The organism is Phyllobacterium sp. YR531 (assembly GCF_000282595.1).
Taxonomy (GTDB): Bacteria; Pseudomonadota; Alphaproteobacteria; order Rhizobiales; family Rhizobiaceae; genus Phyllobacterium.
This window is the reverse complement of the sequence record NZ_AKIZ01000038.1, coordinates 1-22,870: the sequence shown is the minus strand read 5'-3', so window position 1 is coordinate 22,870 and position 22,870 is coordinate 1. Positions and strand designations below refer to the sequence as shown.

Sequence of the window (22,870 nt, the reverse complement as noted above, 5' to 3'; positions counted from 1 at the left end):
TATGGCCATTGCCCTGAAATTGGGAATTCAAGAAGATAAATTCAAGCGCCAGCCTTCAATCGTTCTGCAACCAAGGGTGCAAAATAAGTAAGAATGCCATCGCAACCGGCACGCTTGAACGCGAGAAGCGTCTCCATCATGACGCGATCTTCGTCGATCCAGCCATTGGCACCGGCGGCTTTGATCATCGTATATTCGCCGGAAACCTGATAGGCGAAAGTTGGAACCGCGAAAGTTTCCTTCAGCCGGTGAATGATATCAAGATAGGGCAGGCCAGGTTTGACCATCAGCGAATCCGCGCCTTCGGCAAGATCCTGTTCGGCTTCGCGTACGGCTTCATCCGTGTTTGCTGGATCGATATAATAGGTCTTCTTGTCACCTTTGAGCCTGCCGGATGTGCCGATAGCCTCGCGGTAGGGGCCATAAAATGCCGAAGCGAATTTGGTCGCGTAGGCCATAATGGCCACATCCTGAAACCCGTTCCGATCCAGCGCATCGCGTATGGCACCAATGCGCCCATCCATCATATCTGACGGCGCAATGATGTCGGCACCAGCTGCCGCTTGCAGCACAGCGCCTTGGGTGATCTGGGCCACTGTCTCGTCATTGACAATAATACCGTCGCGCAAAATACCGTCATGGCCATGGCTGGTGAAAGGATCAAGCGCCACATCGGTAATCATGCCGATTTCCGGCACCGCATCTTTGATTGCGCGCGTCGCACGATTAATCAGATTGTCCGGGTCGAGAATGCCAGAACCCGCTTCGTCACGCAGTTCAGCAGCAATGTTGGCGAATGTGGCAATGGCAGGAATACCAAGCTTGGCTGCTCTTTCTGCCTCTCGCACTGCCATATCGACGGAAAAGCGTTGGACACCCGGCATGGCGGCAATATCTTCGCGCCTGTTCTCGCCTTCACACAGGAATATCGGCCAGATCAGATCATTGACAGTCAGCTGATTTTCCTGAACGAGGCGGCGCGACCAATCTGCCTTGCGCATGCGGCGCAAGCGGCGGCTTTGCGTAATTTCGTCAATGGTCCTTGGCGCGTGCCTCTGGAATGCGGGATGCTTGTTCATGGTACCTGCCTGCTGTTTAGAAGAGTTTTAACAGGATCATCACTTTTGCATAACCCCAAAATTGCTTCTGGCTATTGGACGAATTGCCCAGCCATTGACGCGGCCTGTCGTATTTTCCTAACCTGCTCGAAGATAACGGAGAAATGCATGGAAATCGATTTTGGCGGGATGGGCGAGATCGCATTCGAACGGCGCGGTAAGGCTGGCCTAGTTCGATTGACGCGTCCGAAAGCGCTCAATGCGCTAACGCGAGTGATGGTTACCGCGCTGCATAAAGCGCTTATTGCTTGGGCTACGGATGATGGGGTCCATTGCGTCATTGTCGAAGGTGAGGGGCGTGCCTTTTGTGCGGGCGGAGATATTCTTGCCGTCTATCATGCTGGTCGCTCAGGTACGCCGCTTTATGATTTCTTTGCCGATGAATACCGTCTCAACGCCTATATAAGGCATTATCCCAAGCCCTATATTTCGCTGATTGACGGGATTGTAATGGGAGGTGGTGTCGGTATCTCCGTGCATGGCTCGCACCGGATCGTCACAGAAAATGTCACTTTCGCAATGCCGGAAGTCGGCATCGGTTTCTTCCCGGATGTCGGCGGCAGTGCATTCCTGCCGCATTTGCCTGAACATTTCGGCACCTATCTGGCTTTGACGGGCAACAGGATAAAACAGGGCGATTGCCTGCAAAGCGGCATTGCTACTCATGCGATCAAGGCGGAAGACAAGGAAAAGCTCAAACGCAGCCTGATAAGGTCAGGTGATCCGGAAAAGGCGCTCAAGGGCAAAACCGTCAATCCGGATTTCGAGACCTCCGAGGCAATGCGAGATATGATCAGCGTGCTGTTCGACTCGCCGACGTTGGGAGGCTGTCTGATCAGGCTAAAGGCTGCAGGCGTCAATGGCAGCGAAGAGGCGCAAAAATTGCTCGACCTTATCAAGACCCGCTCGCCCACAAGTCTTCATGTGAGCTTCCGGCAGATAGAGGAGGGGCGTGATCTCGATATGGATCAATGCATGCAGATGGAATACCGCATTCTCTCTCGCATGCTTGAGAATCATGATTTTTACGAAGGCGTGCGGGCACTTCTTGTGGACAAGGACAATTCTCCCGTGTGGAGTCCCGCAAAAATCGAAGATATAACGCCAGACATGATAGATGCCTATTTTGCATCATTGGGTGAGCGGGAATTGCAACTGACATGAATGACAAGCCCACCCATCTGCCGTTCGATCCGACAATGGCCCAAACCGGCTTTGTCTGGTTCCTCCGGCTTGTGGCTATTTATGCGCTTGTCGCCGGAGTGGGCTATTGGGCGCAGATCAGCGGCTATTATGAAGGCTTGCTTTGGCGCTTTGATCTTATGCCTTGGCAATGGAAGGTAGCTTCAGTTTCGTTGGCAATGCTCTATCCGGTCGCGTCGACCGGCCTTTGGATGATGGTTTCCTGGGGACCGGTCATCTGGTTTGTTGCCGCACTCGGTGAAACCCTGATGTTCACAGTGCTCTCGGAGTTCTTCTTTTACCGGCCACAGATTGCAATCATTCATGGCTGTGTAGCGCTGCTCTATATCGCTTTCCGGATTGTGCTTTTCTTGCAGAAACGCCAGCAGGCGATGCCGGTACGCTGAACCCCATTATTGTCCGTCGGTAAGTCTTCGTTAAGTTAGAAATTGATTCAGTGCTGGTAAGATACTGTTAAGTCTATGTTTTAAGTCGAATTTTATGCGTATTCGATAGTGTCTGCTCAACGGTGAGAAAAATACACCGAAACAACAGTGAGGCAGGTATTATGAACAACGTACAGAGAAAGTCTGGCGCAAGCTCGAATTCTACAATAAATGATACAGCATTGCGCACACTATATCTTGAAGCACTTCAGTTGGTCGAGCGGTTGCACCGCCGGTTACTTGATGTGGTCAAGGACGAATTCGACCGTAATGGTCGCAGTGACATCAACGCCATTCAGGCATTGCTTCTTTTCAACATCGGCAATGCGGAATTGACGGCTGGTGAACTTCGCAGCCGCGGCTATTATCTCGGCTCGAATGTTTCCTACAATCTGAAGAAACTCGTCGAACTTGGTTTCATCTCTCACGAGCGTTCACGTACCGACCGCCGTTCGGTCCGCGTAAGCCTGACTGAGAAAGGTTCGGAAGTGGCAGAACTCGTTGCCGGTCTTTATGAGCGCCATGTTGCATCCATCGAACACGTTGGTGGCATCAAGGCAGAAGAATTCCAATCTATGAACAAGGCCTTGCAGCGTCTTGACCGCTTCTGGAACGACAGCATCGCCTACCGCATGTAATTTGCGGTAGTACAATAACAAAAGCCCGGCTTTGCGCGGAGCAAAGGCGGGCTTTGTCTGTTTAACAGACAGCGCGGAGACTATTTGACCTTGGCCTTAATTCGAATTGTCTCTCATGTAAAACGAGGCAGTGTCGCCAAGTCATCAATCCGCCATAATGGAATGCAACTGCACGATCCAATACTTCATGTCAGTGCAATATCTGTTACGCGTCAAAGGGCGCGTATCGCGTAATCATCACAATCGCGCTATAATCCGCGAAAAGTTGATGTTTATTAAGGATGTTCCTGATATTTTTGGAAACCATATCTGCTTCTGCGCATTGCTGTGAGCAGCTTGACTAAAGAGCTTCCAACAGGTTGGACAAGAACATGAAAAAATTCGGATCGTCAGCGCTGGACCGCCGCGCATTTTTGACCGGTGTCGCAACAGCGGGCATGGCGGCATTCGCATCGTCGGCTTTCGCTCAACAATCCGATATCGGCGATATCCTTTCCGCCCCCAAGCGCGGCAACTGGGATGACCAGTTTGATGCGCGCTCCACAAATCGCGGCAAGGTTGCAAGCTTCCAGCCTATTGCAAGCACTGAAACGGTTTCATTCATCGAAAACGCCATCAACACTTATAGCCAGATCGTTGGCAATGGTGGCTGGCCGAGCGTTCCTGGCAATGTGAAAATGCAGCTCGGTGTTGTCGATCCTGCAGTTTCGGTGATGCGCAAGCGCCTCATTATTGCTGGTGATCTTTCGCAGAGCGCCGGTGTTTCCAATTCCTTCGACACCTACGTCGATGCGGCGGTCAAGCGCTTCCAGTCGCGCCATGGCCTGCCTGCCGATGGCGTCATGGGCCAATATTCGCTCGCGGCCATGAATGTGACGGCAGATGTTCGCCTTGGCCAGTTGCAGACAAATCTTGAACGTGTCCGCAAGCTTGCGTCCGAGGATCAGGGCCCGCGCTATGTCATGGTCAACATTCCGGCCGCGCAGATCGAAGCTGTTGAAGCTGGCCGTGTTGCACAGCGTCATACGGCCATTGTCGGCAAGATCGACCGCCAGACACCGATCCTCGACTCCAAAATCCACGAGGTTATCCTTAATCCATATTGGACAGCGCCAAAGTCGATCATCCAGAAGGATATCATTCCGCTGATGCGCAAAGATCCGACCTATCTGGAAAAGAACAAGATTCGCCTGTTCGACGAGCGCACACGTGAAGAAGTTTCGCCAGAGAGCGTCGATTGGTCAACGGATGATGCCGTCAAGCTGATGTTCCGTCAGGACCCGGGCAAGATCAACGCCATGTCCTCGACCAAGATCAACTTTGCGAACCCTTATGCGGTTTATATGCATGATACGCCTTCGCAGGGTCTGTTCAACAAGCTGATGCGCTTTGACTCGTCCGGTTGTGTCCGTATTCAGAACGTGCGTGATCTCAATGTCTGGCTGCTGCGGGATACGCCAGGTTGGGACCGTCAGACGATGGAGGCAACGATTGCCTCACGCGTCAACACCCCGATTGCCGTCAGCAACCCTGTGCCAGTGCATTTCGTCTATGTTTCGGCCTGGTCGACAGGCGATGGCGTTGTCCATCTGCGCGACGATATTTACGAGATGGATGGTCAGGCCGCTCTATCAATCGGCACCAACACCTGATTACATTTTTCAACTGAGAATAGAGAAAGGCCGCTTATTAGCGGTCTTTTTTGTTATGGCGGTTTCAAACCATTGGTTTTCGCCCCTCGGCCATTGGCGTCTGTTATTTAAGTATGATAATGCGCGGCAACTACCCACCAATATCCAGATGGCAAATGAGGGTTCAGGCACCATGTCGAATGCAGATACATTTTTCAACGCATCGCTCGAAGATATCGATCCGGAAGTATTCAGTTCCATTCGCAAAGAGCTGGGCCGCCAGCGCCATGAAATCGAGTTGATCGCATCGGAAAATATTGTCTCGCGCGCTGTTCTTGAAGCGCAGGGTTCGATCATGACCAACAAATATGCCGAAGGTTATCCGGGCAAGCGCTATTATGGCGGCTGCCAGTTCGTTGATATTGCTGAAGAACTCGCCATTGAGCGCGCCAAAAAGCTTTTTGGAAGCAACTTTGCCAATGTGCAGCCGAATTCCGGCAGTCAGATGAATCAGGCCGTGTTTCTGGCCCTGCTGCAGCCCGGCGATACATTCATGGGTCTTGACCTCAATTCAGGCGGTCACTTGACCCATGGTTCGCCGGTCAACATGTCCGGCAAGTGGTTCAAAGTTGTTTCCTACGGCGTGCGTCAGGACGACCACCTGCTTGATATGGATGCGATTGAAAAGCAGGCTCACGAAACCAAGCCGAAGCTGATCCTCGCCGGCGGTACTGCCTATTCGCGTGTTTGGGATTGGGAGCGCTTCCGCAAGATTGCTGACAGCGTTGGTGCCTATCTCATGGTCGACATGGCCCATATCGCTGGTCTTGTCGCTGCCGGTGTCCATCCGTCGCCAGTACCGCACGCACACGTTGTTACCACTACAACGCATAAATCATTGCGTGGTCCTCGCGGCGGCATGATCCTTACAAATGATGAGGAAATCGCCAAGAAGATGAATTCTGCCGTATTCCCCGGCCTGCAGGGCGGCCCGTTGATGCACGTCATCGCTGCAAAGGCAGTTGCCTTTGGCGAAGCACTCAAGCCGGATTTCAAGGTCTATGCGCAGAACGTTGCTGACAATGCCAAAACCTTGGCCTCAACATTGAAGAAGAACGGTCTCGATATTGTGTCCGGCGGCACCGACAACCATTTGATGCTGGTTGACCTGCGTCCGAAAAATGCAACTGGCAAGCGTGCTGAACAGGCTCTTGGCCGTGCGAACATCACTTGCAACAAGAACGGCATTCCTTTCGATCCGGAAAAGCCATTTGTTACATCTGGTGTTCGTCTTGGAACGCCAGCCGGTACCACACGCGGGTTCGGCGCGGCAGAGTTCACTGAAATCGGCAATCTCATCTCGGAAGTTCTCGATGGCCTCAAGGTTGCCAACTCCGACGAAGGCAATGCTGCGGTAGAAAAGGCAGTCCAGCAGAAAGTCATTTCATTGACTGACCGCTTCCCGCTTTATCCATATCTGGGCTAAGAAACCAGTCTCCGCCATCTCCGGCTTAATCTCGGGGATGGCGAAGGGGATTGCACTTTATGAATATGAATATAGCGCCGCTTTAATCTCGCTTCGAAAAACACTATCTTTGCGGTGATTTCAGAATCATCTCCGGAAAGTTGCTCGATGCGTTGTCCCTACTGCCAATCTGAAGACACTCAGGTGAAAGATTCCCGTCCCGCTGAGGACGGGGCCGTCATCCGCCGGCGGCGCATTTGCACAGTGTGTGGGGGGCGCTTCACGACATTCGAACGCGTGCAGTTGCGCGATCTTTCCGTCATCAAGAAAAGCGGGCGCAGGGTGGCGTTTGATCGTGACAAGCTGATGCGTTCTGTTGAAGTGGCTTTGCGAAAACGCGAAGTGGACCAGGAGCGCGTTGAGCGGGCGGTCTCAGGTATTGTGCGCCAGCTCGAAAGTTCCGGCGAACCTGAAGTCAGCTCTGATGAAATTGGCCGACTGGTCATGGATGCGCTCAAAGGCATCGACGATATTGCCTATATCCGCTTTGCTTCGGTATACCGCAATTTCAGCGAAGCCAAAGACTTCCATGATGTGATTGATGAAATCACTGCTAGTGACATAGCAACCGGCCCCATTGAGGACGACTGATCCGTATGACAGCGACTGAACTCGACCGCCGCTACATGGCCGCGGCTATACGTTTTTCGCGCCGCCATCATGGCCTGACGGGCACCAACCCTTCGGTGGCAACGCTCATAGTCAAGGATAATGTCATTGTAGGGCGCGGCGTAACCGCCATTGGCGGACGTCCCCACGCGGAAACACAGGCATTGCTTGAAGCTGGCGAAAATGCGCGCGGCGCGACGGCTTATGTGACGCTTGAGCCTTGCGCCCATCACGGTAAAACACCACCCTGCGCCAATGCGCTGATTACTGCCGGAGTAACCCGCGTTGTATCAGCGGCGAACGATCCGGATGAGCGCGTTGCAGGCAAAGGCTACGCCATCCTGCGCGATGCTGGCATCGAAGTGGTGTCAGGGGTATTGGCCGATCAAGCCGCCGATGAACTGGCTGGCTATTTGATTCGATCTTCCAAAAAACGGCCGGAAGTGACTCTGAAACTTGGACTTTCCACCGATGGCTACATTGGCAGGCAAGGTGAGGGGCAGATAGCAATCAGCGGGCCGGTGTCGAGAGCGCAGGCGCATGTGATGCGTGCCGAGGCGGATGCGATCCTCGTTGGAATAGGAACCGTGCTTGCTGACGATCCGCAATTGACCTGCCGGTTGGCGGGGCTTGAACATCGCTCGCCAATACGTATCGTGCTCGACAGCCAGCTGCGCATACCCATGGATAGCGAACTGGTTAAGACGGCGACGAGTGTTCCCGTGTGGATTGCCGCCAGTGCGGAAGCAGATTCCGCCAAACGTCAGGCACTTATTGCTGCTGGGTGCAAAATACTTGCAACTGAAGTTGACTGCGGCGCGACAGCACTTCCGGAACTTCTTGATGATCTTGCCGCGCAGGGCATTGCAACGCTGATCGTCGAGGGCGGGGCTGTCGTGGCGGCGTCCTTCCTTCAGGAAAATCTGGTTGACCGTATTGTGCTCTTTGAAGGTCCGCTGGAGATCGGCAAGGGTGGGGTTGCAGCGCCCGACCTTCAATCCCATATGGCTCATGAATTCAAGCTGTTGTACGAATCCCAATTCGGCGATGACCGTTACAGCGAGTATATAAGACCGCTTTAAGGAGCCGCGCATGTTCACTGGGATTATTACTGATATTGGCAGGGTCGGACAGGTAAAGCCGCTGAATGAAGGTGTGCTTCTCCGCATTGAAACCAATTATGATCCCGAGACGATTGAAATAGGCGCTTCAATTTCCTGTTCCGGTGTCTGCCTGACTGTAACCACTCTTCCGGAAAAAGGCTCCAATGCCCGCTGGTTTGAAGTGGAGGCCTGGGAAGAAGCCCTTCGCCTGACCAGCATTTCCGGCTGGAAGACCGGGACGCACATCAATCTGGAACGTTCGCTTAAACTGGGCGACGAAATGGGTGGCCATCTTGTGTCTGGCCATATCGATGCCTTGGCCGATTTGATCAAGCGTGAAGAAGAGGGCGATGCCGTTCGTTTCACCTTGCGTGTGCCTGAGAACCTTGCCCGCTTTATTGCTCCAAAAGGCTCTGTAGCACTTGATGGCACGTCGCTGACAGTCAACGCCGTCAACGGCAATGAGTTCGATGTACTGCTCATCCGCCACTCTCTGGAAGTGACGACATGGGGTGACCGCAAGGTCGGAGACAGGATAAATATCGAGATTGATCAGATGGCGCGGTACGCTGCGCGACTTGCAGAATATCCGAAATCAGCCTAGGACGAGGGAAACGGCCTTAGCCGCACAAAATTCCTGGAGCCAGCATGTCCAAAAATAAGGCGCGTGCGCCACATCTGTTGATTGTGGAAGCACGTTTCTATGAAGAACTGTCCGATGCATTGCTCAATGGCGCGAAGATCGCGCTCGATGAAGCCAATGCGACTTATGATGTTGTGACGGTTCCCGGTGCACTTGAAGTGCCCGCCGTCATTTCTTTTGCTCTTGATGGTGCGGAAGAAGGCGGCAAAAAATATGATGGCTATGTTGCACTCGGCACTGTCATTCGCGGCGAGACATATCATTTCGATATCGTTGCCAATGAATCATGCCGCGCTTTGATGGATTTGGCTGTGGCAGAAAGCATTGCAATCGGTAATGGCATTCTGACTGTCGAAAATGAAGAGCAGGCTTGGGTTCGTGCCCGCCGTGAAGACAAGGACAAGGGCGGCTTTGCCGCCCGTGCGGCGCTCACCATGATCGCCCTCAAGGATAAGCTCGGAGCCTGACCCATGGTCAATTCTAACGATGGACAGACCCCTGCGGCAAAACCCGCCAATAAGCGCGGCGTAGCTCGGCTTGCCGCTGTACAAGCACTTTATCAAATGGATGTCGCCGGAACTGGCGTACTTGAAGTTGTTGCCGAGTACGAAGAACATCGGCTGGGCAAGGAAGTGGACGGCAAGCAATATCTGGATGCTGATCCACAGTGGTTTCGGGGAATCGTATCTGGCGTTGTTGCCGATCAGACAACACTTGATCCGATGATCAGGCAGGCTCTAACGGAAGACTGGCCGCTTTCGCGTCTTGATTCGACCTTGCGTGCCATATTGCGCGCCGGAATTTGGGAGCTTCGTGGCAAAGCGGATGTGCCAACCGCGGTTATCGTTTCCGAATATGTGGACATCGCCAAGGCATTCTATTCGGAAGACGAGCCAAAGCTGGTCAATGCTGTTCTGGATCGTTTGGCGTTCGAGCTTCGTGGTGAAAGCAAGGGCGTAAAAGGCCCCAAGCGCTGATATCTGCATAAAGGCTCATGCCTGATAAATACTGAGGGCGTCGTGACAGATAATTCGGATCAAAGCGAATTTGAGTCCTTGGCCCGGATAAAGTTGAAGCAAGCAAATTATCTCGTTGATGACGCCGGGCAACCGGTAGAAGCCGTGCTTATATATGACGAGATTCTTGCAGGCGTCATCAATTCTGATGATTTGACCTCCCGGGAATTGCTTGCGGATGTTATGTTTCACAAATCGATAGCACTTTTCGATCTGGGACAGATTCAAAACGCCGTCACATTAACGAATGAAATGATCGCTCGTTTTAGTGCGGCGGAGTTTGTTCTGCGCAAGGCTGTCTCTCACGCGCTTTATCTGGCGGTTTTTATCTTGAGGAAAGAGCATCCAGGTCACGAGCAGACCCTTATAGAAATTTGCGATAAAGCTGCTGTGCTGTTCGGCAAGGAAACAGATATTTGGATGCGCGATCGGTTGCTCAACTTCCTGAATGAAAAAAGCTTTGCCCTGATAGTTTTGGGGCAGCTGGATGAGGCAATTGCACTTCGGAATGAGGTCGCTGCTCGGTATAAGGATGATCCTGATCAGGATCTTCGTCAGCGTGCGGAGCGCATTTGCGAGTTGATGGATATGCGTCTCACCGGTACCGCATCTGGTTAAAGCGGCTGCTCCAAGCTAGTTTACTGATGGCATGTTATCTGCACTGGCTTGCCATTTTCTCCATCTGCACTTCCTGCTTTTGGTCTATCGTTTTGATCTGAATACGAAAGACCTTGACGTTTTCGCATTTGCTTCGCTACTCCTTACACATACGGTCGCGTTTCTGCCGGCCTGGCAGCTGCGTGTGCCGTACCGAACCTGACCCGGGGAGGGGTTTTTCCGGTCAAATCTGAGGGAGTGGCATGACAATACTGTTTCTGGTCATTGCCTGCGGTCTGCTGTCCATCGTCTATGCGGTTCTAGCCACCAAATCGGTGCTTGCTGCAGACCAGGGCAATGCGCGCATGCAAGAAATCGCCGGTGCAATTCGTGAAGGCGCACAGGCATATCTCACACGTCAATATACCACGATCGCCATTGTTGGCGTGGTTGTTTTCATAGCAGTCTGGTTCCTGCTTACTGGGACGGCGGCTATAGGCTTCCTCATTGGGGCGGTACTCTCGGGTCTGGCAGGTTTTATTGGCATGCATGTCTCGGTTCGCGCCAATGTGCGCACGGCACAGGCGGCTTCACGCAGTCTTGCTGCCGGACTTGAAATCGCATTCAAGTCGGGTGCTATTACCGGTATGCTGGTTGCGGGCCTCGCTCTGCTGGGCGTTGCCGTCTATTACTGGATACTCACCGACATTCTCGGTTATGCTCCAGCTGACCGTGCGGTAATCGATGCTCTTGTATCGCTTGGCTTCGGTGCTTCGCTGATTTCAATCTTTGCCCGTCTCGGCGGCGGTATTTTCACCAAGGGTGCTGATGTCGGCGGCGATCTGGTCGGCAAGGTCGAAGCCGGTATTCCGGAAGATGATCCACGTAATCCTGCAACAATTGCGGACAATGTCGGCGACAATGTTGGTGACTGCGCGGGCATGGCTGCGGACTTGTTCGAAACCTATGCGGTGACGATTGTTGCCACCATGGTTCTCGGCGCGATCTTCTTTGCAGCGACGCCTGTCTTAAGCAGCATTATGCTGTATCCGCTGGCAATCTGCGGCGCCTGCATTCTTACTTCTATTGCAGGAACTTTCTTCGTCAAACTTGGCGCTAACAACTCCATCATGGGCGCTTTGTACAAGGGCCTGATCGTAACCGGCCTTTTGTCCATCGTTGGTCTTGCACTTGCAACCTGGGCAACGGTTGGCTGGGGCGAGATTGGTACAGTGGACGGTCAGGTTATTACCGGGCTTAATCTGTTCTATTGCGGTATTCTCGGACTTGTCGTCACTGCGTTGATCGTTGTGATTACGGAATACTATACCGGCACCAACAAGCGCCCGGTCAATTCAATCGCTCAGGCTTCGGTCACTGGTCACGGTACAAACGTGATCCAAGGCCTCGCAGTATCGCTTGAATCGACTGCTTTGCCTGCATTGGTGATCGTTGGCGGCATCATCTGGACATACCAGCTTGCTGGATTGTTCGGGACCGGTATCGCGGTCACAGCAATGCTCGGTATTGCCGGCATGATCGTTGCTCTGGATGCCTTCGGTCCAGTTACCGACAATGCCGGTGGTATTGCGGAAATGGCTGGTCTCGATCCGGAAGTTCGTAAATCCACCGATGCGCTTGATGCTGTGGGAAATACGACGAAGGCAGTAACCAAGGGCTATGCCATTGGTTCGGCAGGTCTTGGTGCGCTGGTTCTGTTCGCAGCCTATTCAAACGATCTGAAGTTCTTCATTGCAGAGGCCGACAAGGCGGGTGCTACGGCGTTTTCTTACTTTAAGGGAATTGGTGCAGTTTCGTTCGAACTGTCCAATCCCTACGTTGTGGCTGGGCTTATCTTCGGTGGCCTGATTCCTTACCTCTTCGGTGGTATCGCGATGACGGCTGTCGGTCGTGCTGCCGGTTCCGTTGTGGAAGAGGTTCGTCGCCAATTCCGCGAAAAGCCGGGTATTATGGCGGGTACAGAACGCCCGGATTATGCTCGCGCCGTGGATATTCTCACCCGTGCTGCCATCAAGGAAATGGTGATTCCGTCACTCCTGCCGGTTCTTGCGCCGCTCGTTGTCTATTTCGGCGTGCTGCTCATTTCCGGCTCGAAAGCCTCCGCCTTTGCGGCGCTCGGCGCATCGCTGCTTGGTGTGATCATCAATGGTATCTTTGTTGCCATCTCGATGACATCCGGCGGCGGCGCGTGGGACAATGCGAAAAAGTCCTTCGAGGATGGATTTGTCGACAAGGACGGTGTTCGCCACCTCAAAGGCTCGGACGCCCACAAGGCATCTGTGACGGGTGATACTGTCGGCGATCCTTACAAGGACACTGCCGGTCCTGCCGTCAACCCGGCAATCAAGATCACTAATATCGTGGCCTTGCTGCTATTGGCTGTCCTGGCTCATCAATAAGAGTATGGATGCAGTTTCCCGAAGAAACTGCATCCATTCAAATAACAAAAAACCCGCGAAACACTGTTTTCGCGGGTTTTTCTTGTTGAGACTGTTGTTATTGGCCGGATGGTCCGCCACCGCCGAGCGATGGAGGGGCCTTGCCCACACCTTGCAAGAGCTGGCCAAGGAAGGAAAGATCCTTGCCGCCTGTCGGTGTGGTTCTGCTGATGAAGTCGAAGACCTTGCCGTCCTGCAGGCCATAATTGGCTATATTGGAAACCTTGGAGTCCTTGTCGAAATAAACGGCAAGGATACGGCGATCAGTCACCTTGGGCTGCATGAACGCAACGCTACGATGCCGCTTTTGTGAAATGTAGTAGAACACTTCATTGTCGAAGGTTGCTGTTGTTGATGGGCTGCCAAGCGAAAGGACGACCTGTTCGCGGCTTGATCCGACAGGAACAAACTCAAGGGTTTTCTCATCAAGAACATAACCCTGACTCAATGTTTCCGAAGGATTGAGGCTTGCGGTGTTGCAACCGGCAAGTCCTGTAGCCAAAACGAAAGTTCCCGCGAGAAAATATCCGCGTGAAACATGGGTCTTGAAAATCCGCTGCAGCAACGACATCTCCATTTCAAAGTGGGCGCAAGTCTTTCGCTGCCCGCAGAACTTCGGTAAACCACCTTGAAGTCCGATGCAACATGCGACTCATGCTGCGTCCCCGGTTCAAGTGAAAGCTTAATCAATGATTCTCAGTCTGTTCAGCCGCAAGGCCAAGGCAAATGAGGCGATAACAATCGCCATCTACGAAACAATCGTGGCAGCGGCGCGGCAGCCATATTTTTATTCTGACCTGGATGTGCCCGATTCACCCCTTGGTCGCTATGAAATGCTTTCTTTGCATGTTTTTCTGTTTATCCGGCGTATCAAAGGCAGGGGTGATGCTCTCAAATCAATCGGGCAGGAGGTAACAGATGAGTTCTTCCGCGATGTCGATCATTCCTTGCGGGAACTGGGGATTGGTGATTCCGGTGTGCCAAAGCGTATGAAGAAGCTTGCAAGAATGTTTTATGGCCGTATCGAATCCTACGACAAGGCGCTTGAAAATAACGACCAGAGCGAGTTGGCAACTGCATTGGCACGAAATATATGTCCCGATAATGCTGGCTGGACAGGAAGTGCAACGCTGGCAAAATATGTGGAACAGGTAGTCCTGTTGCTGGAGACGCAGCCCGATGATGTTCTGGCAAGCGGAACAGTGGTATTTCCTGATGCCGCTGTGACCCTTTCCGGGCAGCAGGCTTAAGGAGAACTCGATGGTTAGGAAAATGGACGGGGCTTTGAGTTTTCCTGTGCAGGTAAAGCGATTGCCGCAAAAGGGATTGACCATAAAAATCGAGGCCGATGCCAAAGAACGCGATGCCTTGCGGGATTTTCATGAACTTGAAGATGTAAAATCCTTCAGGGCAGATTTGCAGATTGTTCCTTGGAAAAAGGATGGTGTCCGGGTTCGCGGCACCGTCAAGGCCGATATCGTTCAGTCTTGTGTTGTCACACTCGAGCCTATCGACGCAAAAATCGACGCTGAAATCGATAGCCTTTTTGTGCCACAGGATTCCCGGCTGGCCCGCTTGCCGCTGGATGAGAACGGTGAACTTATCATCAGCGCTGACGGTCCGGACATACCGGAGACATTTTCTGGCGATAGCCTGGATGCAGGTGCCATCGCGGAAGAGTTTTTTGAGCTGGCAATAGATCCCTATCCCCGTAAGCCAGAGGCTGAAGCGGCTGCGCCGGTTGAGGCAACGTTCGGGACCGAAGGGCCGGATGAAAAGCCGGTCAATCCATTTGCGGGTTTGAAGGACTGGAAACAGAAGACTTGATTGGTAGTGCTTGATGCTAATAAGTAGCAGATTACTGGCCGGAATGAGAAAATTTGGAGCCGGTATGGGGGGAGTATTGGGCGATTATTTAGTTCAGCAAGCCATTGGCTGGCAGAATCCGGTTGTGCGCACGAGCAAAATGGCTATTTTCGCCGAGTCTTTTCAAAACCTAAGAACTGAACAGGACAGGACAATCAAGAGTGATTAGAATTTCGATTGACGCCATGGGCGGCGATTTCGGTCCTGAGATCGTAGTTCCCGGCATGGCGACGGCGCTGGAGCGCCATCCCGATATCCATTTTGTGATTTTCGGGCGTGAAGAAGAAGTTCAGCCGCTCTTGGCAAAGCATCAGGCATTGTCCAAGGCGTCCACGTTTCACCACTGTGACGTGTCTGTGCGAATGGATGAGAAGCCGAGTCAGGCGCTGCGTAATGGCCGTTGGAAATCATCCATGTGGCGTTCGATCGAGGCGGTGAAAACCGGTGAGGCCGATGCCTGCGTCTCAGCGGGCAATACCGGCGCGCTGATGGCCATGTCAAAATTCTGCCTTCGCACCATGGCAAGCGTCGAGCGACCTGCAATAGCAGGTATATGGCCGACACTGCGCGGTGAAAGCATTGTTCTCGATATTGGCGCGACCATTGGTGCAGATGCCCAGCAACTCGTTGATTATGCGGTCATGGGGTCTGCCATGGCGCGTGCACTCTTCGAAATCAAACGCCCGACGATCGGTCTTTTGAATGTGGGTGTCGAGGAAATCAAAGGTCAGGACGACGTTAAGGATGCGGCACGCATTCTTCGTGAAATTCCGTTGCCAAGCCTTGAATATTACGGATTTGTCGAAGGTGACGATATCGGTAAAGGCACGGTTGATGTGGTTGTGACCGAAGGTTTTACCGGCAATATTGCGCTAAAGGCAGCAGAGGGAACTGCAAAACAGTTTGCCCAGTATCTTCGCGAGGCCATGAGCCGTACTCTGATGGCGAAGATAGGATATATTTTTGCCAAGGGCGCTTTCGATCGCCTGCGGGAGAAGCTCGACCCTCGCAAGACCAATGGCGGCGTGTTCCTCGGGTTGAACGGAATTGTTATCAAGAGTCATGGTGGCACCGATGCACTCGGCTTTGCTGCGGCCATTGATGTAGGTTATGATATGGCCAAGAACGGATTGCTCGACAAGATCGCAGCCGATCTCAGCCATTTCCACAAGAGCCCCGTCGGCATTGCTTTCAAAGGCGAAGCTGAACCGGAGGCTGACGTCGAAATAGAACAACAGGCAGATAAATGATTAGATCCGTTGTTAAAGGGATAGGGGCGGCCAAACCGGCTCGTCTCGTCAAAAATGCCGATCTTGAGGGTGTGGTTGAGACCACGGACGAATGGATCGTTCAGCGCACGGGCATCCGCCAGCGCTATATTGCGGGCGAGGGTGAGACAACTGCATCGCTCGGCGAGGCGGCAGCCCGTGCGGCGCTCGACAATGCGGGCATGACACCGGACGACATTGATCTGATCATTCTTGCCACATCAACGCCCGACAATACGTTCCCTGCATCCGCAGTGGACATTCAGGCTCGCCTTGGCATGACTCATGGCTTTGCCTTTGACATGCAGGCTGTGTGTTCCGGCTTCGTCTATGCGGTTACCACCGCTGACCTTTATATTCGCGGCGGCATGGCCAAGCGTGTTCTTGTCATCGGCGCGGAGACATTTTCGCGTATTCTCGATTGGAATGACCGCACGACTTGCGTTCTGTTTGGCGATGGAGCTGGCGCCCTCATCCTTGAAGCGAGCGAAGGGCGCGGTTTGACGTCGGATCGCGGCATTCTCACAGCCAATCTTCGTTCCGACGGTTCACACAAGCAGAAGCTTTATGTGGATGGCGGACCGTCATCGACGCAGACCGTTGGACATCTGCGCATGGAGGGCCGTGAGGTCTTCAAACATGCCGTCGGAATGATCACGGATGTCATTGAGGCATCGTTTTCCGAGGCTGGAATTACCGCTGAAGATGTCGATTGGTTCGTGCCGCATCAAGCCAACAAGCGAATCATAGATGCCTCAGCCAAGAAGCTGAATCTGGCCGAGGAAAAGGTCGTCATTACAGTTGACCAGCATGGAAATACATCAGCAGCTTCAGTACCCTTAGCTCTTGCGACGGCCGTTGGTGACGGGCGCATCAAGCAGGGCGATCTGGTGCTGCTGGAAGCCATGGGCGGGGGCTTTACGTGGGGTGCAGTTCTGCTACGGTGGTAACTAACCCGGTTGGGTCGGCAGATTAGGTAACGAAGTTTCCCATCCTGCTTGCCCGATCAGTTTTCATCCTATAACTTCCGCTGTCACCGATAGTTTTGCAACAAACGAGAGCTTTGAGATCGTATGGGGGGTAAAACCATTACGCGCGCTGATCTGGCTGAAGCAGTCTATCGCAAGGTAGGGCTTTCACGCACGGAGTCAGCGTCACTTGTCGAGACCATTCTTGATGAGGTCTGTGATGCAATCGTCCGCGGGGAGACCGTCAAATTGTCGTCTTTTGCGACATTTCAGGTCCGGGACAAGAATGAACGCATTGGGCGCAACCCGAAAACAGGCGAGGAAGTACCGATCCTGCCGCGGCGCGTCATGACGTTTAAAGCGTCAAATGTGCTTAAACAGCGCATCTTACGTTCGCATCAAACCCGGAAGAAAAAATCAGCCTGACGGGTAGCGTCACCTGAGCTTTGAGCGAGATTGCTGGGGGTAGTCTCGCATCAAGCTTGAAAAATTACTGATAAACCGCTGAAATACACGTCGAATCAGAATTTCTCCTTACTGCGCCGTGCGCATAGCGCATAAAGGACGCAGTAACGCTTTGGCTCAAGGGTGAAATCATGGACAAGAGTCCCGACGCATTTAGAACCATCAGCGAAGTTGCCGAAGATCTGGATTTGCCGCAGCACGTCCTGAGATTTTGGGAAACCCGGTTCACGCATATCAAACCGATGAAACGTGGCGGCGGACGGCGTTATTACCGCCCTCTTGATGTCGATTTGCTCAAAGGCATCCGCCATCTCCTTTATGACCAAGGCTACACCATAAAGGGTGTCCAGCGTCTTTTGCGCGAGAACGGCACGCAGTTCATTATAGCGCTTGGCAGCGGCGATATTGCTGCAGCCGAAACCATCAGCCAGCAGAAACAGGCCCATGCACGCCAAGAAGAAGCTTTGGCGGCAGAGCAGAGCAGGGCCGACGCTGACGAGGAAGCCGCAATTATGGGAGCACCCAAGGCGGCACCACATGGTCGGCGTCTCTTCGGGCTGATCAAGGGTGATGATGAAGGCCCAGTCGCTGCTGATGGCAAGCGCCTGTCCAAAGACAACCGCTCATTACTGCAGGAAACATTGTTCGACCTGCTCGAGTGCAAACGACTCCTGGATCAAGTGCGCTAACCCTCAAAATTTGAGATGTTTCAAGCCAAAGAAAAACCCGGCACTGAGGCCGGGTTTTGTGGCTGTGGGGTGACAGCCGTACTGGTGGGGGGCCAGTATGCTTATAAAATGCGCTGGAGAGATAATGGTTCCAGCAAAGGCGAAATTATTTTCAACGCGCCAGCATTCCAATAATAACACCAAGTCCAGCGATCATGACCAATGTGGAAATCGAGTTTTGCGTTGGAATATCTCCAACCCGCTTTGCCTGATGCCCAATCGCGCTGGCGGCTCTGGCTCCACGGCGTCCAATTGTGCGCGCAGTGGAATAATTTACGTCTTCATCTTCAGTCAGATCGTCGAAAACTCTGCTGCCCTTGTCGGCAAGTGTTTTTGTAATTGCCGCCAGATCGCGCTTCAATTGGGCGATCTCGCTTTTCAGGCGTGCCTTATCGGCTTCGCTTTGAATTGTATCGGCTATATCGTCCATGATGCTCGTCCTTCAGATTACCGGCGGGAAAACAGGCCAATCAAAAGAGCAGCCCCAGCAACTATTGCGAGCGTGGCAACCGGATTTTCCTTCGCCGTATCAGCGGCATAGCGGGCCTGCTTGGTTGCGACACGCTTGACTTCATCAAACCGCTCTGAGCCCAAATCCGACAGACTTGCGGAAATCTTCGAAATTTCCTTGCGTAGTGCTGCAATCTGCGCCTCTACGTCACCCTGGATGTCGTCTGCGTTCTTGGAAAATATTGCCATAGTCAAATGCTCCTGTTTAACACACGACCTATAACGGTCTGGTCTGACGAATGTTCCCCAGCAAAATCGATTGGCAGTTGAGAAGGACGACAAGCCCGGTAGCAAACATGGACTATCTTATAAGCTGTTGCTTGGCTTGGTATATTTGCAACCCTGTTCATTTCTGAATTGCAATGCTTGGGGACTTAAATGAAGAATCCGTTGGACGCCATATTTTCGCAGAATGCTCAGCGAAACATACAGGATCAAGCCTATCACATGCGTCCTGATGTACAGGCGAGGGACAAAGCTGCCCTTGATGCCTATGCAAAGCAGAGCCTTGATGGCGATCTGCAGAGCTTTGCACAAAGACATCTGGGTCCACTCCTGACGCCATGGATCATATCGGGAATGGATGATTTTTCGATCTCAGCGGGAACATTTGGTGCGCATATAGGCATTGAACTTGGTACGCTCGACGTACCCCTGAAGAACGGACCTAAAGGCAAGATTATCAAGCTCAAGGGCACGCTTGGCGGAGGGATGACAGTTAGTGCAGATATGGGGTTGCCATTCGAGATTGATCTGCCAAAAAAACTTGGCACTGCTCTAAAACCCGCAATAAAGAAAATTGAGCCGGTTGTAAGAAAGGTGGATGAAATCGCACAGAAACTTGGCCCGAAATTCAAGTTTAAGCCGGTTCCGCTAAAGGACAACATCCAGAGTCAAATCGAAGGGGCATTGGATGATGTTGCCGAAAAGCTGCATGATACGCCCGATGAGATCATCACTTTCAAAGGCCCATTCTGGAAGGAAAGCAAGGGTGTTGAGAATTTCACTGGCCTGACTGTCATATGCAAATACGAGCTTGGTCTACTCATGGGCGGTATGATCACCAAAAACCACGAAGGTTTTAAGCGGCTCGAAGCGTGGGAGAAGATGTTCGGACGAAAAGCAGCCCTGACAATCATCCTGTTCAATTGCAGCAGATTTGCTGGTGGGCTCGGTCCAAAAGCCTGTGCTCTAACCTGTAATGCCTTTGCAATATGCGTGTCAGAAGGGCTTGCGGCAACGCTGGCCAGCATAGGTGTTACCAACTTGGTGTATAATCTGAGTATCCGCTCGGCTTGATCGTAATCCTACCGCACTAACCTTCGTACGGAAACAGGATGCAGGCTGCCCAGGTGGCAGCGATGAATGCGATGGAAATCGCTAGCATGGACATGGCATCGCTTCCCCCTCGTTTTTTGGGAAAGTGTGCCGATGTCCTTTTTGTGAATCAACCCGAATAACGACAGAAAATGCATCTCATAGCCACGAGAGCCCTTCTTGCGGAAACAGAACCGCTATTTGAACAGGAAATTCTGGCCGGCTTAGCTCCCTTTTAGTTTTCGTAATCAAGTTTGGGATACCAGTTACTGCCACGACCCTCCGGCGTCATGTCCAGAATGTTCCACAGCGGCATGAGATCGGGCGCACCACGCGGATCCTGTCCGGGATCAGCAGTTTTGCCGCCCATCTCGCCGCTCCAGAAATGGTGGATAACGCCATCGCGCCGGGTAAACACATTGATGGCGGCATCATCGTCACCCTCAGCGCTTACATAATCCCTGCTGTATTCACCGGTAAGATCGGTATAGAGCTTCAGGCCAGTCCATCTGCGCTCTTCCTTGAATGCCAACAGACGATCAATTGGCGACCGCGCGACGATGGCAAGTGAAGCACGTTGATCGACATCCTTTGCTTCTCCATCCCAAGCGGACAGCAGTGATGTGCACATGGGGCAGGGTCGTTTACGTTGCGGACCGAACATATAGCTGTAGACAATCAATGTCTGCTTATCGCCGAACAGGCTGGCAAAATCGCCATGTCCATTCTCACCTTCGAATTTGTAGGGAGCCGTTACTCTCCCGCCCAATGGCAATGCCCGGCGTTGTTCCGCCACCCGTTCAATGTGCCGACGCAATTCGATCTCTTCCGCAAGCAGGGCATTACGGGCATTGCGATACTCTTCGCTCTCGTTGGGATAGTGCGCCCCATTTTTCAGGGCTAACTCGCTTGCGGGTGCCAGTGTTGCATGACTGCTCATTTTACATCTCCTCACATGCCTAAAGATCGCCGTCAGCCAAACCATTTCATCAGCGTAGCTTGACCATGTAAAATAGGTTGATATCAACATAATAGGCGATTGTCAAAATTGATATGTTCGCAAGGTGAAGAAGACGTGACGAGAATACTTGAATCCATAGAAAATAGGACTTGTCTGAAGTAGCCGAACCCAAATGGCCCGGCTACCATGAAGACTATGCTCCATATTATATCACTAGAAAATCCGCATTGGTTAGCGCGAGGCCTTTGCTCAATGTTGCAAACTGGGTGGCTCCACCAGCGGCTGTGCCGTTGCTGTCATAGATAAGAGCGCCTGTTGTTGAATTGTAGATAATCCTGTCGCTGGCGTCCGCTGCTGCTGTGCCGATGTGGAAAGCCGTTGCTGCCAACGCCCCAGTAGCTCCGAGCTTGGTGAATATGGCGTTGTCCATCCAGATCGTGTCTGCGACTACATTGAAATCGGTGATTGTATCGCGATTGTTGCTGGCCGGTGCCGTGTTGAAAACAAAGGCGTCTCTTCCTGCCCCACCTGTCAGCAAATCATTGCCAGCACCGCCACTGATGATGTTGGCGCCGCTATTGCCGACGAGATAATTGTTCAGGGCATTGCCAGTTGCATTGATGCTTGCAGAGCCGGTCAAAAGCACATTTTCAATGTGCTGCCCGCCAGTGGCAAAAGACACCGAACTCGACACAGTATCGGTGCCAGCGACATTTCCTTCGATTACCTTGTCGCCGGCATTGTCGATATAATACTTGTCGCTGCCGGCGCCGCCGGACATACTATCCGCGCCTGTTTTACCATCCAGACTGTTATTTCCGCTGTTTCCAACCAGCTTGTTGCCCAGCGAATTGCCTGTTGCATTTATATTGGCCGATCCGGTCAGCGTTACGTTCTCGATATATTGCCCGACTGTCGAAAACGATACCGAAGCTATGACCGTATCAATACCGGTTACCCTCGCTTCAACTACGCGATCTCCCGCACTATCCACGTAATATGTATCGTTGCCTTCACCGCCGACGAGCATATCCTTTCCGAATCCACCATCGAGAATATCGTTACCTGCCCAACCATAAATCGTGTCGTGGCCACCCCAACCACGCAGCGCGTTATTGCCGTTATTGCCGTAGATGAGATTGTTGAGTGAATTTCCCTGGCCATCAATATTGGCTGAACCTGACAGCGTTAGGTATTCCACATCGCCACTGACCACAAAACTGTCACTGGTCAAGCTGAACGAGATTGAAGATATGACGCGATCAATACCGCCCCCGGAAAATTCATTGACTTCGTCATCAGCACTGTCGACGTAGTAAATGTCGCTGCCGGTACCGCCGGTCATTCGGTCCTCACCGGTGCCGCCGTTCAGTATGTCATTGCCGGCGCCACCATTGAGTGTATCGTCACCGTCGCTACCAAAGAGGCGGTCGTTGCCGTCACCAGACGATATATAATCATCATCGGCACCGCCATCCAGAAAGTCATTGCCGATTCCACTGTAGAGTTGGTCCTCGCCACGACCGCCAAGCAGGGTGTCATTTCCGGGAACATCCGGGCCGCCATCCGTACCGCTACTGCCATAGCCGTAGATCAGGTCATCTCCGTCGCCGCCGTCCAGAATGTCACTGCCTGCGCCGCCATAAAATTGGTCATTGCCCAACCCTCCGGAAACTTTGTCGTTGCCATTGAGTGCATAGACAAGATCATTACCGGCGGTGCCGGTATAAACATCATCTCCATCGGTGAGCACCATTAGCAATCTCCATCTCTCTCAGGCACGGCAACGCCGTTGTTCAAATATCAAATGACCAGGAAAT

The 22,870-nt window shown here is 52.6% G+C and carries 25 protein-coding genes; 19 read left to right on the top strand and 6 right to left on the bottom strand.

Features of this window, described 5'->3' with window-relative positions:
• Positions 1 to 41: 41 nt before the first annotated feature.
• The gene (hemB, locus tag PMI41_RS21495) at positions 42 to 1,079 is read right to left on the bottom strand and encodes a porphobilinogen synthase (protein ID WP_008128394.1); all 1,038 of its coding nucleotides are present in this window, start codon (positions 1,077 to 1,079) and stop codon (positions 42 to 44) included.
• Between the two features lie 147 nt (positions 1,080 to 1,226).
• On the opposite strand from hemB, the gene PMI41_RS21490 reads away from it, so the two are divergent.
• From PMI41_RS21490 to PMI41_RS21435, 12 genes are all read left to right on the top strand, one after another.
• Positions 1,227 to 2,282 carry an enoyl-CoA hydratase/isomerase family protein gene (locus PMI41_RS21490; RefSeq protein ID WP_008128393.1) on the top strand — a complete coding sequence of 352 codons (1,056 nt, stop codon included), beginning with the start codon at positions 1,227 to 1,229 and terminating at the stop codon, positions 2,280 to 2,282.
• Positions 2,279 to 2,707, top strand: a complete 429-nt coding sequence (locus PMI41_RS21485; RefSeq protein WP_008128392.1) for a DUF6163 family protein — start codon at positions 2,279 to 2,281, stop codon at positions 2,705 to 2,707. The genes PMI41_RS21490 and PMI41_RS21485 overlap by 4 nt, the downstream gene beginning before the upstream one ends.
• Before the next feature lie 161 nt (positions 2,708 to 2,868).
• A complete protein-coding gene (locus PMI41_RS21480; protein WP_008128391.1) occupies positions 2,869 to 3,384 on the top strand; it encodes a winged helix DNA-binding protein in 516 nt (171 codons plus the stop codon).
• Positions 3,385 to 3,755: 371 nt separating this feature from the next.
• Positions 3,756 to 5,036, top strand: coding sequence for a L,D-transpeptidase family protein (locus PMI41_RS21475; protein ID WP_008128390.1), 1,281 nt, complete (start codon positions 3,756 to 3,758; stop codon positions 5,034 to 5,036).
• Between the two features lie 172 nt (positions 5,037 to 5,208).
• Positions 5,209 to 6,501 carry a serine hydroxymethyltransferase gene (gene glyA / locus PMI41_RS21470; protein ID WP_008128389.1) on the top strand — a complete coding sequence of 431 codons (1,293 nt, stop codon included), beginning with the start codon at positions 5,209 to 5,211 and terminating at the stop codon, positions 6,499 to 6,501.
• Positions 6,502 to 6,648: 147 nt separating this feature from the next.
• Entirely contained in the window at positions 6,649 to 7,131 is a 483-nt protein-coding gene (gene nrdR / locus PMI41_RS21465) for a transcriptional regulator NrdR (RefSeq protein WP_008128388.1), read from the top strand.
• A gap of 5 nt (positions 7,132 to 7,136) precedes the next feature.
• Complete coding sequence (ribD, locus tag PMI41_RS21460) at positions 7,137 to 8,231, top strand: bifunctional diaminohydroxyphosphoribosylaminopyrimidine deaminase/5-amino-6-(5-phosphoribosylamino)uracil reductase RibD (protein ID WP_008128386.1); 1,095 nt, start codon at positions 7,137 to 7,139, stop codon at positions 8,229 to 8,231.
• 10 nt (positions 8,232 to 8,241) lie between these two features.
• On the top strand, positions 8,242 to 8,856 hold the full coding sequence (locus tag PMI41_RS21455) for a riboflavin synthase (protein ID WP_008128384.1): 615 nt from the start codon (positions 8,242 to 8,244) through the stop codon (positions 8,854 to 8,856).
• A gap of 44 nt (positions 8,857 to 8,900) precedes the next feature.
• Entirely contained in the window at positions 8,901 to 9,362 is a 462-nt protein-coding gene (locus tag PMI41_RS21450) for a 6,7-dimethyl-8-ribityllumazine synthase (RefSeq protein ID WP_008128383.1), read from the top strand.
• A 3-nt stretch (positions 9,363 to 9,365) separates the two neighbouring features.
• The gene (nusB, locus tag PMI41_RS21445) at positions 9,366 to 9,872 is read left to right on the top strand and encodes a transcription antitermination factor NusB (protein WP_008128381.1); all 507 of its coding nucleotides are present in this window, start codon (positions 9,366 to 9,368) and stop codon (positions 9,870 to 9,872) included.
• 42 nt (positions 9,873 to 9,914) lie between these two features.
• Positions 9,915 to 10,529, top strand: a complete 615-nt coding sequence (locus PMI41_RS21440; RefSeq protein ID WP_008128379.1) for a hypothetical protein — start codon at positions 9,915 to 9,917, stop codon at positions 10,527 to 10,529.
• Positions 10,530 to 10,771: 242 nt separating this feature from the next.
• Positions 10,772 to 12,928, top strand: coding sequence for a sodium-translocating pyrophosphatase (locus PMI41_RS21435; protein ID WP_008128377.1), 2,157 nt, complete (start codon positions 10,772 to 10,774; stop codon positions 12,926 to 12,928).
• A 97-nt stretch (positions 12,929 to 13,025) separates the two neighbouring features.
• On the opposite strand, the gene PMI41_RS21430 is transcribed toward PMI41_RS21435, so the two are convergent.
• Positions 13,026 to 13,544 (bottom strand): outer membrane protein assembly factor BamE, encoded by a 519-nt coding sequence (locus PMI41_RS21430; RefSeq protein WP_086003543.1) that lies wholly within the window; start codon positions 13,542 to 13,544, stop codon positions 13,026 to 13,028.
• A gap of 112 nt (positions 13,545 to 13,656) precedes the next feature.
• Here PMI41_RS21430 and PMI41_RS21425 point away from each other — a divergent pair, with 112 nt between their 5' ends.
• The 6 genes from PMI41_RS21425 (at position 13,657) to PMI41_RS21395 (ending at position 18,223) form a co-directional block, all read left to right on the top strand.
• On the top strand, positions 13,657 to 14,217 hold the full coding sequence (locus PMI41_RS21425) for a ubiquinol-cytochrome C chaperone family protein (RefSeq protein WP_008128375.1): 561 nt from the start codon (positions 13,657 to 13,659) through the stop codon (positions 14,215 to 14,217).
• 10 nt (positions 14,218 to 14,227) lie between these two features.
• A complete protein-coding gene (locus PMI41_RS21420) occupies positions 14,228 to 14,794 on the top strand; it encodes a DUF177 domain-containing protein (RefSeq protein ID WP_008128372.1) in 567 nt (188 codons plus the stop codon).
• A 200-nt stretch (positions 14,795 to 14,994) separates the two neighbouring features.
• Positions 14,995 to 16,083, top strand: coding sequence for a phosphate acyltransferase PlsX (gene plsX / locus PMI41_RS21410; protein ID WP_008128369.1), 1,089 nt, complete (start codon positions 14,995 to 14,997; stop codon positions 16,081 to 16,083).
• On the top strand, positions 16,080 to 17,051 hold the full coding sequence (locus PMI41_RS21405; RefSeq protein ID WP_008128367.1) for a beta-ketoacyl-ACP synthase III: 972 nt from the start codon (positions 16,080 to 16,082) through the stop codon (positions 17,049 to 17,051). Before plsX ends, PMI41_RS21405 begins: the two co-directional genes overlap by 4 nt.
• A 123-nt stretch (positions 17,052 to 17,174) precedes the next feature.
• A complete protein-coding gene (locus tag PMI41_RS21400; protein ID WP_008128366.1) occupies positions 17,175 to 17,495 on the top strand; it encodes an integration host factor subunit alpha in 321 nt (106 codons plus the stop codon).
• Between the two features lie 170 nt (positions 17,496 to 17,665).
• Positions 17,666 to 18,223, top strand: a complete 558-nt coding sequence (locus tag PMI41_RS21395; RefSeq protein WP_008128364.1) for a MerR family transcriptional regulator — start codon at positions 17,666 to 17,668, stop codon at positions 18,221 to 18,223.
• A gap of 151 nt (positions 18,224 to 18,374) precedes the next feature.
• On the opposite strand, the gene PMI41_RS21390 is transcribed toward PMI41_RS21395, so the two are convergent.
• Both PMI41_RS21390 and PMI41_RS21385 read right to left on the bottom strand, forming a co-directional pair.
• A complete protein-coding gene (locus PMI41_RS21390) occupies positions 18,375 to 18,692 on the bottom strand; it encodes a hypothetical protein (RefSeq protein ID WP_008128363.1) in 318 nt (105 codons plus the stop codon).
• A gap of 17 nt (positions 18,693 to 18,709) precedes the next feature.
• Positions 18,710 to 18,961 carry a hypothetical protein gene (locus PMI41_RS21385; RefSeq protein ID WP_008128362.1) on the bottom strand — a complete coding sequence of 84 codons (252 nt, stop codon included), beginning with the start codon at positions 18,959 to 18,961 and terminating at the stop codon, positions 18,710 to 18,712.
• A 189-nt stretch (positions 18,962 to 19,150) separates the two neighbouring features.
• On the opposite strand from PMI41_RS21385, the gene PMI41_RS21380 reads away from it, so the two are divergent.
• Positions 19,151 to 20,071: a hypothetical protein gene (locus tag PMI41_RS21380; protein WP_008128361.1), complete on the top strand. Its 921-nt coding sequence runs from the start codon at positions 19,151 to 19,153 to the stop codon at positions 20,069 to 20,071.
• Positions 20,072 to 20,324: 253 nt separating this feature from the next.
• On the opposite strand, the gene PMI41_RS21375 is transcribed toward PMI41_RS21380, so the two are convergent.
• Both PMI41_RS21375 and PMI41_RS25585 read right to left on the bottom strand, forming a co-directional pair.
• Positions 20,325 to 21,029, bottom strand: coding sequence for a DUF899 family protein (locus PMI41_RS21375; protein WP_008128358.1), 705 nt, complete (start codon positions 21,027 to 21,029; stop codon positions 20,325 to 20,327).
• Between the two features lie 226 nt (positions 21,030 to 21,255).
• Positions 21,256 to 22,806, bottom strand: a complete 1,551-nt coding sequence (locus tag PMI41_RS25585; RefSeq protein WP_008128356.1) for a calcium-binding protein — start codon at positions 22,804 to 22,806, stop codon at positions 21,256 to 21,258.
• Positions 22,807 to 22,870 lie beyond the last annotated feature (64 nt).

What these genes read in the sequence shown, in the direction of transcription:
- PMI41_RS25585 (WP_008128356.1), bottom strand. Translation starts at nt 22,806, where the DNA reads ATGGTGCTCACCGATGGAGATGATGTTTATACCGGCACCGCCGGTAAT.
- PMI41_RS21480 (WP_008128391.1), top strand. Translation starts at nt 2,869, where the DNA reads ATGAACAACGTACAGAGAAAGTCTGGCGCAAGCTCGAATTCTACAATA.
- PMI41_RS21430 (WP_086003543.1), bottom strand. Translation starts at nt 13,544, where the DNA reads ATGGAGATGTCGTTGCTGCAGCGGATTTTCAAGACCCATGTTTCACGC.
- PMI41_RS21395 (WP_008128364.1), top strand. Translation starts at nt 17,666, where the DNA reads ATGGACAAGAGTCCCGACGCATTTAGAACCATCAGCGAAGTTGCCGAA.
- glyA (WP_008128389.1), top strand. Translation starts at nt 5,209, where the DNA reads ATGTCGAATGCAGATACATTTTTCAACGCATCGCTCGAAGATATCGAT.
- PMI41_RS21385 (WP_008128362.1), bottom strand. Translation starts at nt 18,961, where the DNA reads ATGGCAATATTTTCCAAGAACGCAGACGACATCCAGGGTGACGTAGAG.
- PMI41_RS21450 (WP_008128383.1), top strand. Translation starts at nt 8,901, where the DNA reads ATGTCCAAAAATAAGGCGCGTGCGCCACATCTGTTGATTGTGGAAGCA.
- PMI41_RS21420 (WP_008128372.1), top strand. Translation starts at nt 14,228, where the DNA reads ATGGTTAGGAAAATGGACGGGGCTTTGAGTTTTCCTGTGCAGGTAAAG.
- PMI41_RS21380 (WP_008128361.1), top strand. Translation starts at nt 19,151, where the DNA reads ATGAAGAATCCGTTGGACGCCATATTTTCGCAGAATGCTCAGCGAAAC.
- PMI41_RS21405 (WP_008128367.1), top strand. Translation starts at nt 16,080, where the DNA reads ATGATTAGATCCGTTGTTAAAGGGATAGGGGCGGCCAAACCGGCTCGT.
- PMI41_RS21455 (WP_008128384.1), top strand. Translation starts at nt 8,242, where the DNA reads ATGTTCACTGGGATTATTACTGATATTGGCAGGGTCGGACAGGTAAAG.
- hemB (WP_008128394.1), bottom strand. Translation starts at nt 1,079, where the DNA reads ATGAACAAGCATCCCGCATTCCAGAGGCACGCGCCAAGGACCATTGAC.
- PMI41_RS21485 (WP_008128392.1), top strand. Translation starts at nt 2,279, where the DNA reads ATGAATGACAAGCCCACCCATCTGCCGTTCGATCCGACAATGGCCCAA.
- PMI41_RS21390 (WP_008128363.1), bottom strand. Translation starts at nt 18,692, where the DNA reads ATGGACGATATAGCCGATACAATTCAAAGCGAAGCCGATAAGGCACGC.
- PMI41_RS21475 (WP_008128390.1), top strand. Translation starts at nt 3,756, where the DNA reads ATGAAAAAATTCGGATCGTCAGCGCTGGACCGCCGCGCATTTTTGACC.
- nrdR (WP_008128388.1), top strand. Translation starts at nt 6,649, where the DNA reads ATGCGTTGTCCCTACTGCCAATCTGAAGACACTCAGGTGAAAGATTCC.
- PMI41_RS21425 (WP_008128375.1), top strand. Translation starts at nt 13,657, where the DNA reads ATGATTCTCAGTCTGTTCAGCCGCAAGGCCAAGGCAAATGAGGCGATA.
- ribD (WP_008128386.1), top strand. Translation starts at nt 7,137, where the DNA reads ATGACAGCGACTGAACTCGACCGCCGCTACATGGCCGCGGCTATACGT.
- nusB (WP_008128381.1), top strand. Translation starts at nt 9,366, where the DNA reads ATGGTCAATTCTAACGATGGACAGACCCCTGCGGCAAAACCCGCCAAT.
- PMI41_RS21375 (WP_008128358.1), bottom strand. Translation starts at nt 21,029, where the DNA reads ATGAGCAGTCATGCAACACTGGCACCCGCAAGCGAGTTAGCCCTGAAA.
- PMI41_RS21400 (WP_008128366.1), top strand. Translation starts at nt 17,175, where the DNA reads ATGGGGGGTAAAACCATTACGCGCGCTGATCTGGCTGAAGCAGTCTAT.
- PMI41_RS21435 (WP_008128377.1), top strand. Translation starts at nt 10,772, where the DNA reads ATGACAATACTGTTTCTGGTCATTGCCTGCGGTCTGCTGTCCATCGTC.
- PMI41_RS21490 (WP_008128393.1), top strand. Translation starts at nt 1,227, where the DNA reads ATGGAAATCGATTTTGGCGGGATGGGCGAGATCGCATTCGAACGGCGC.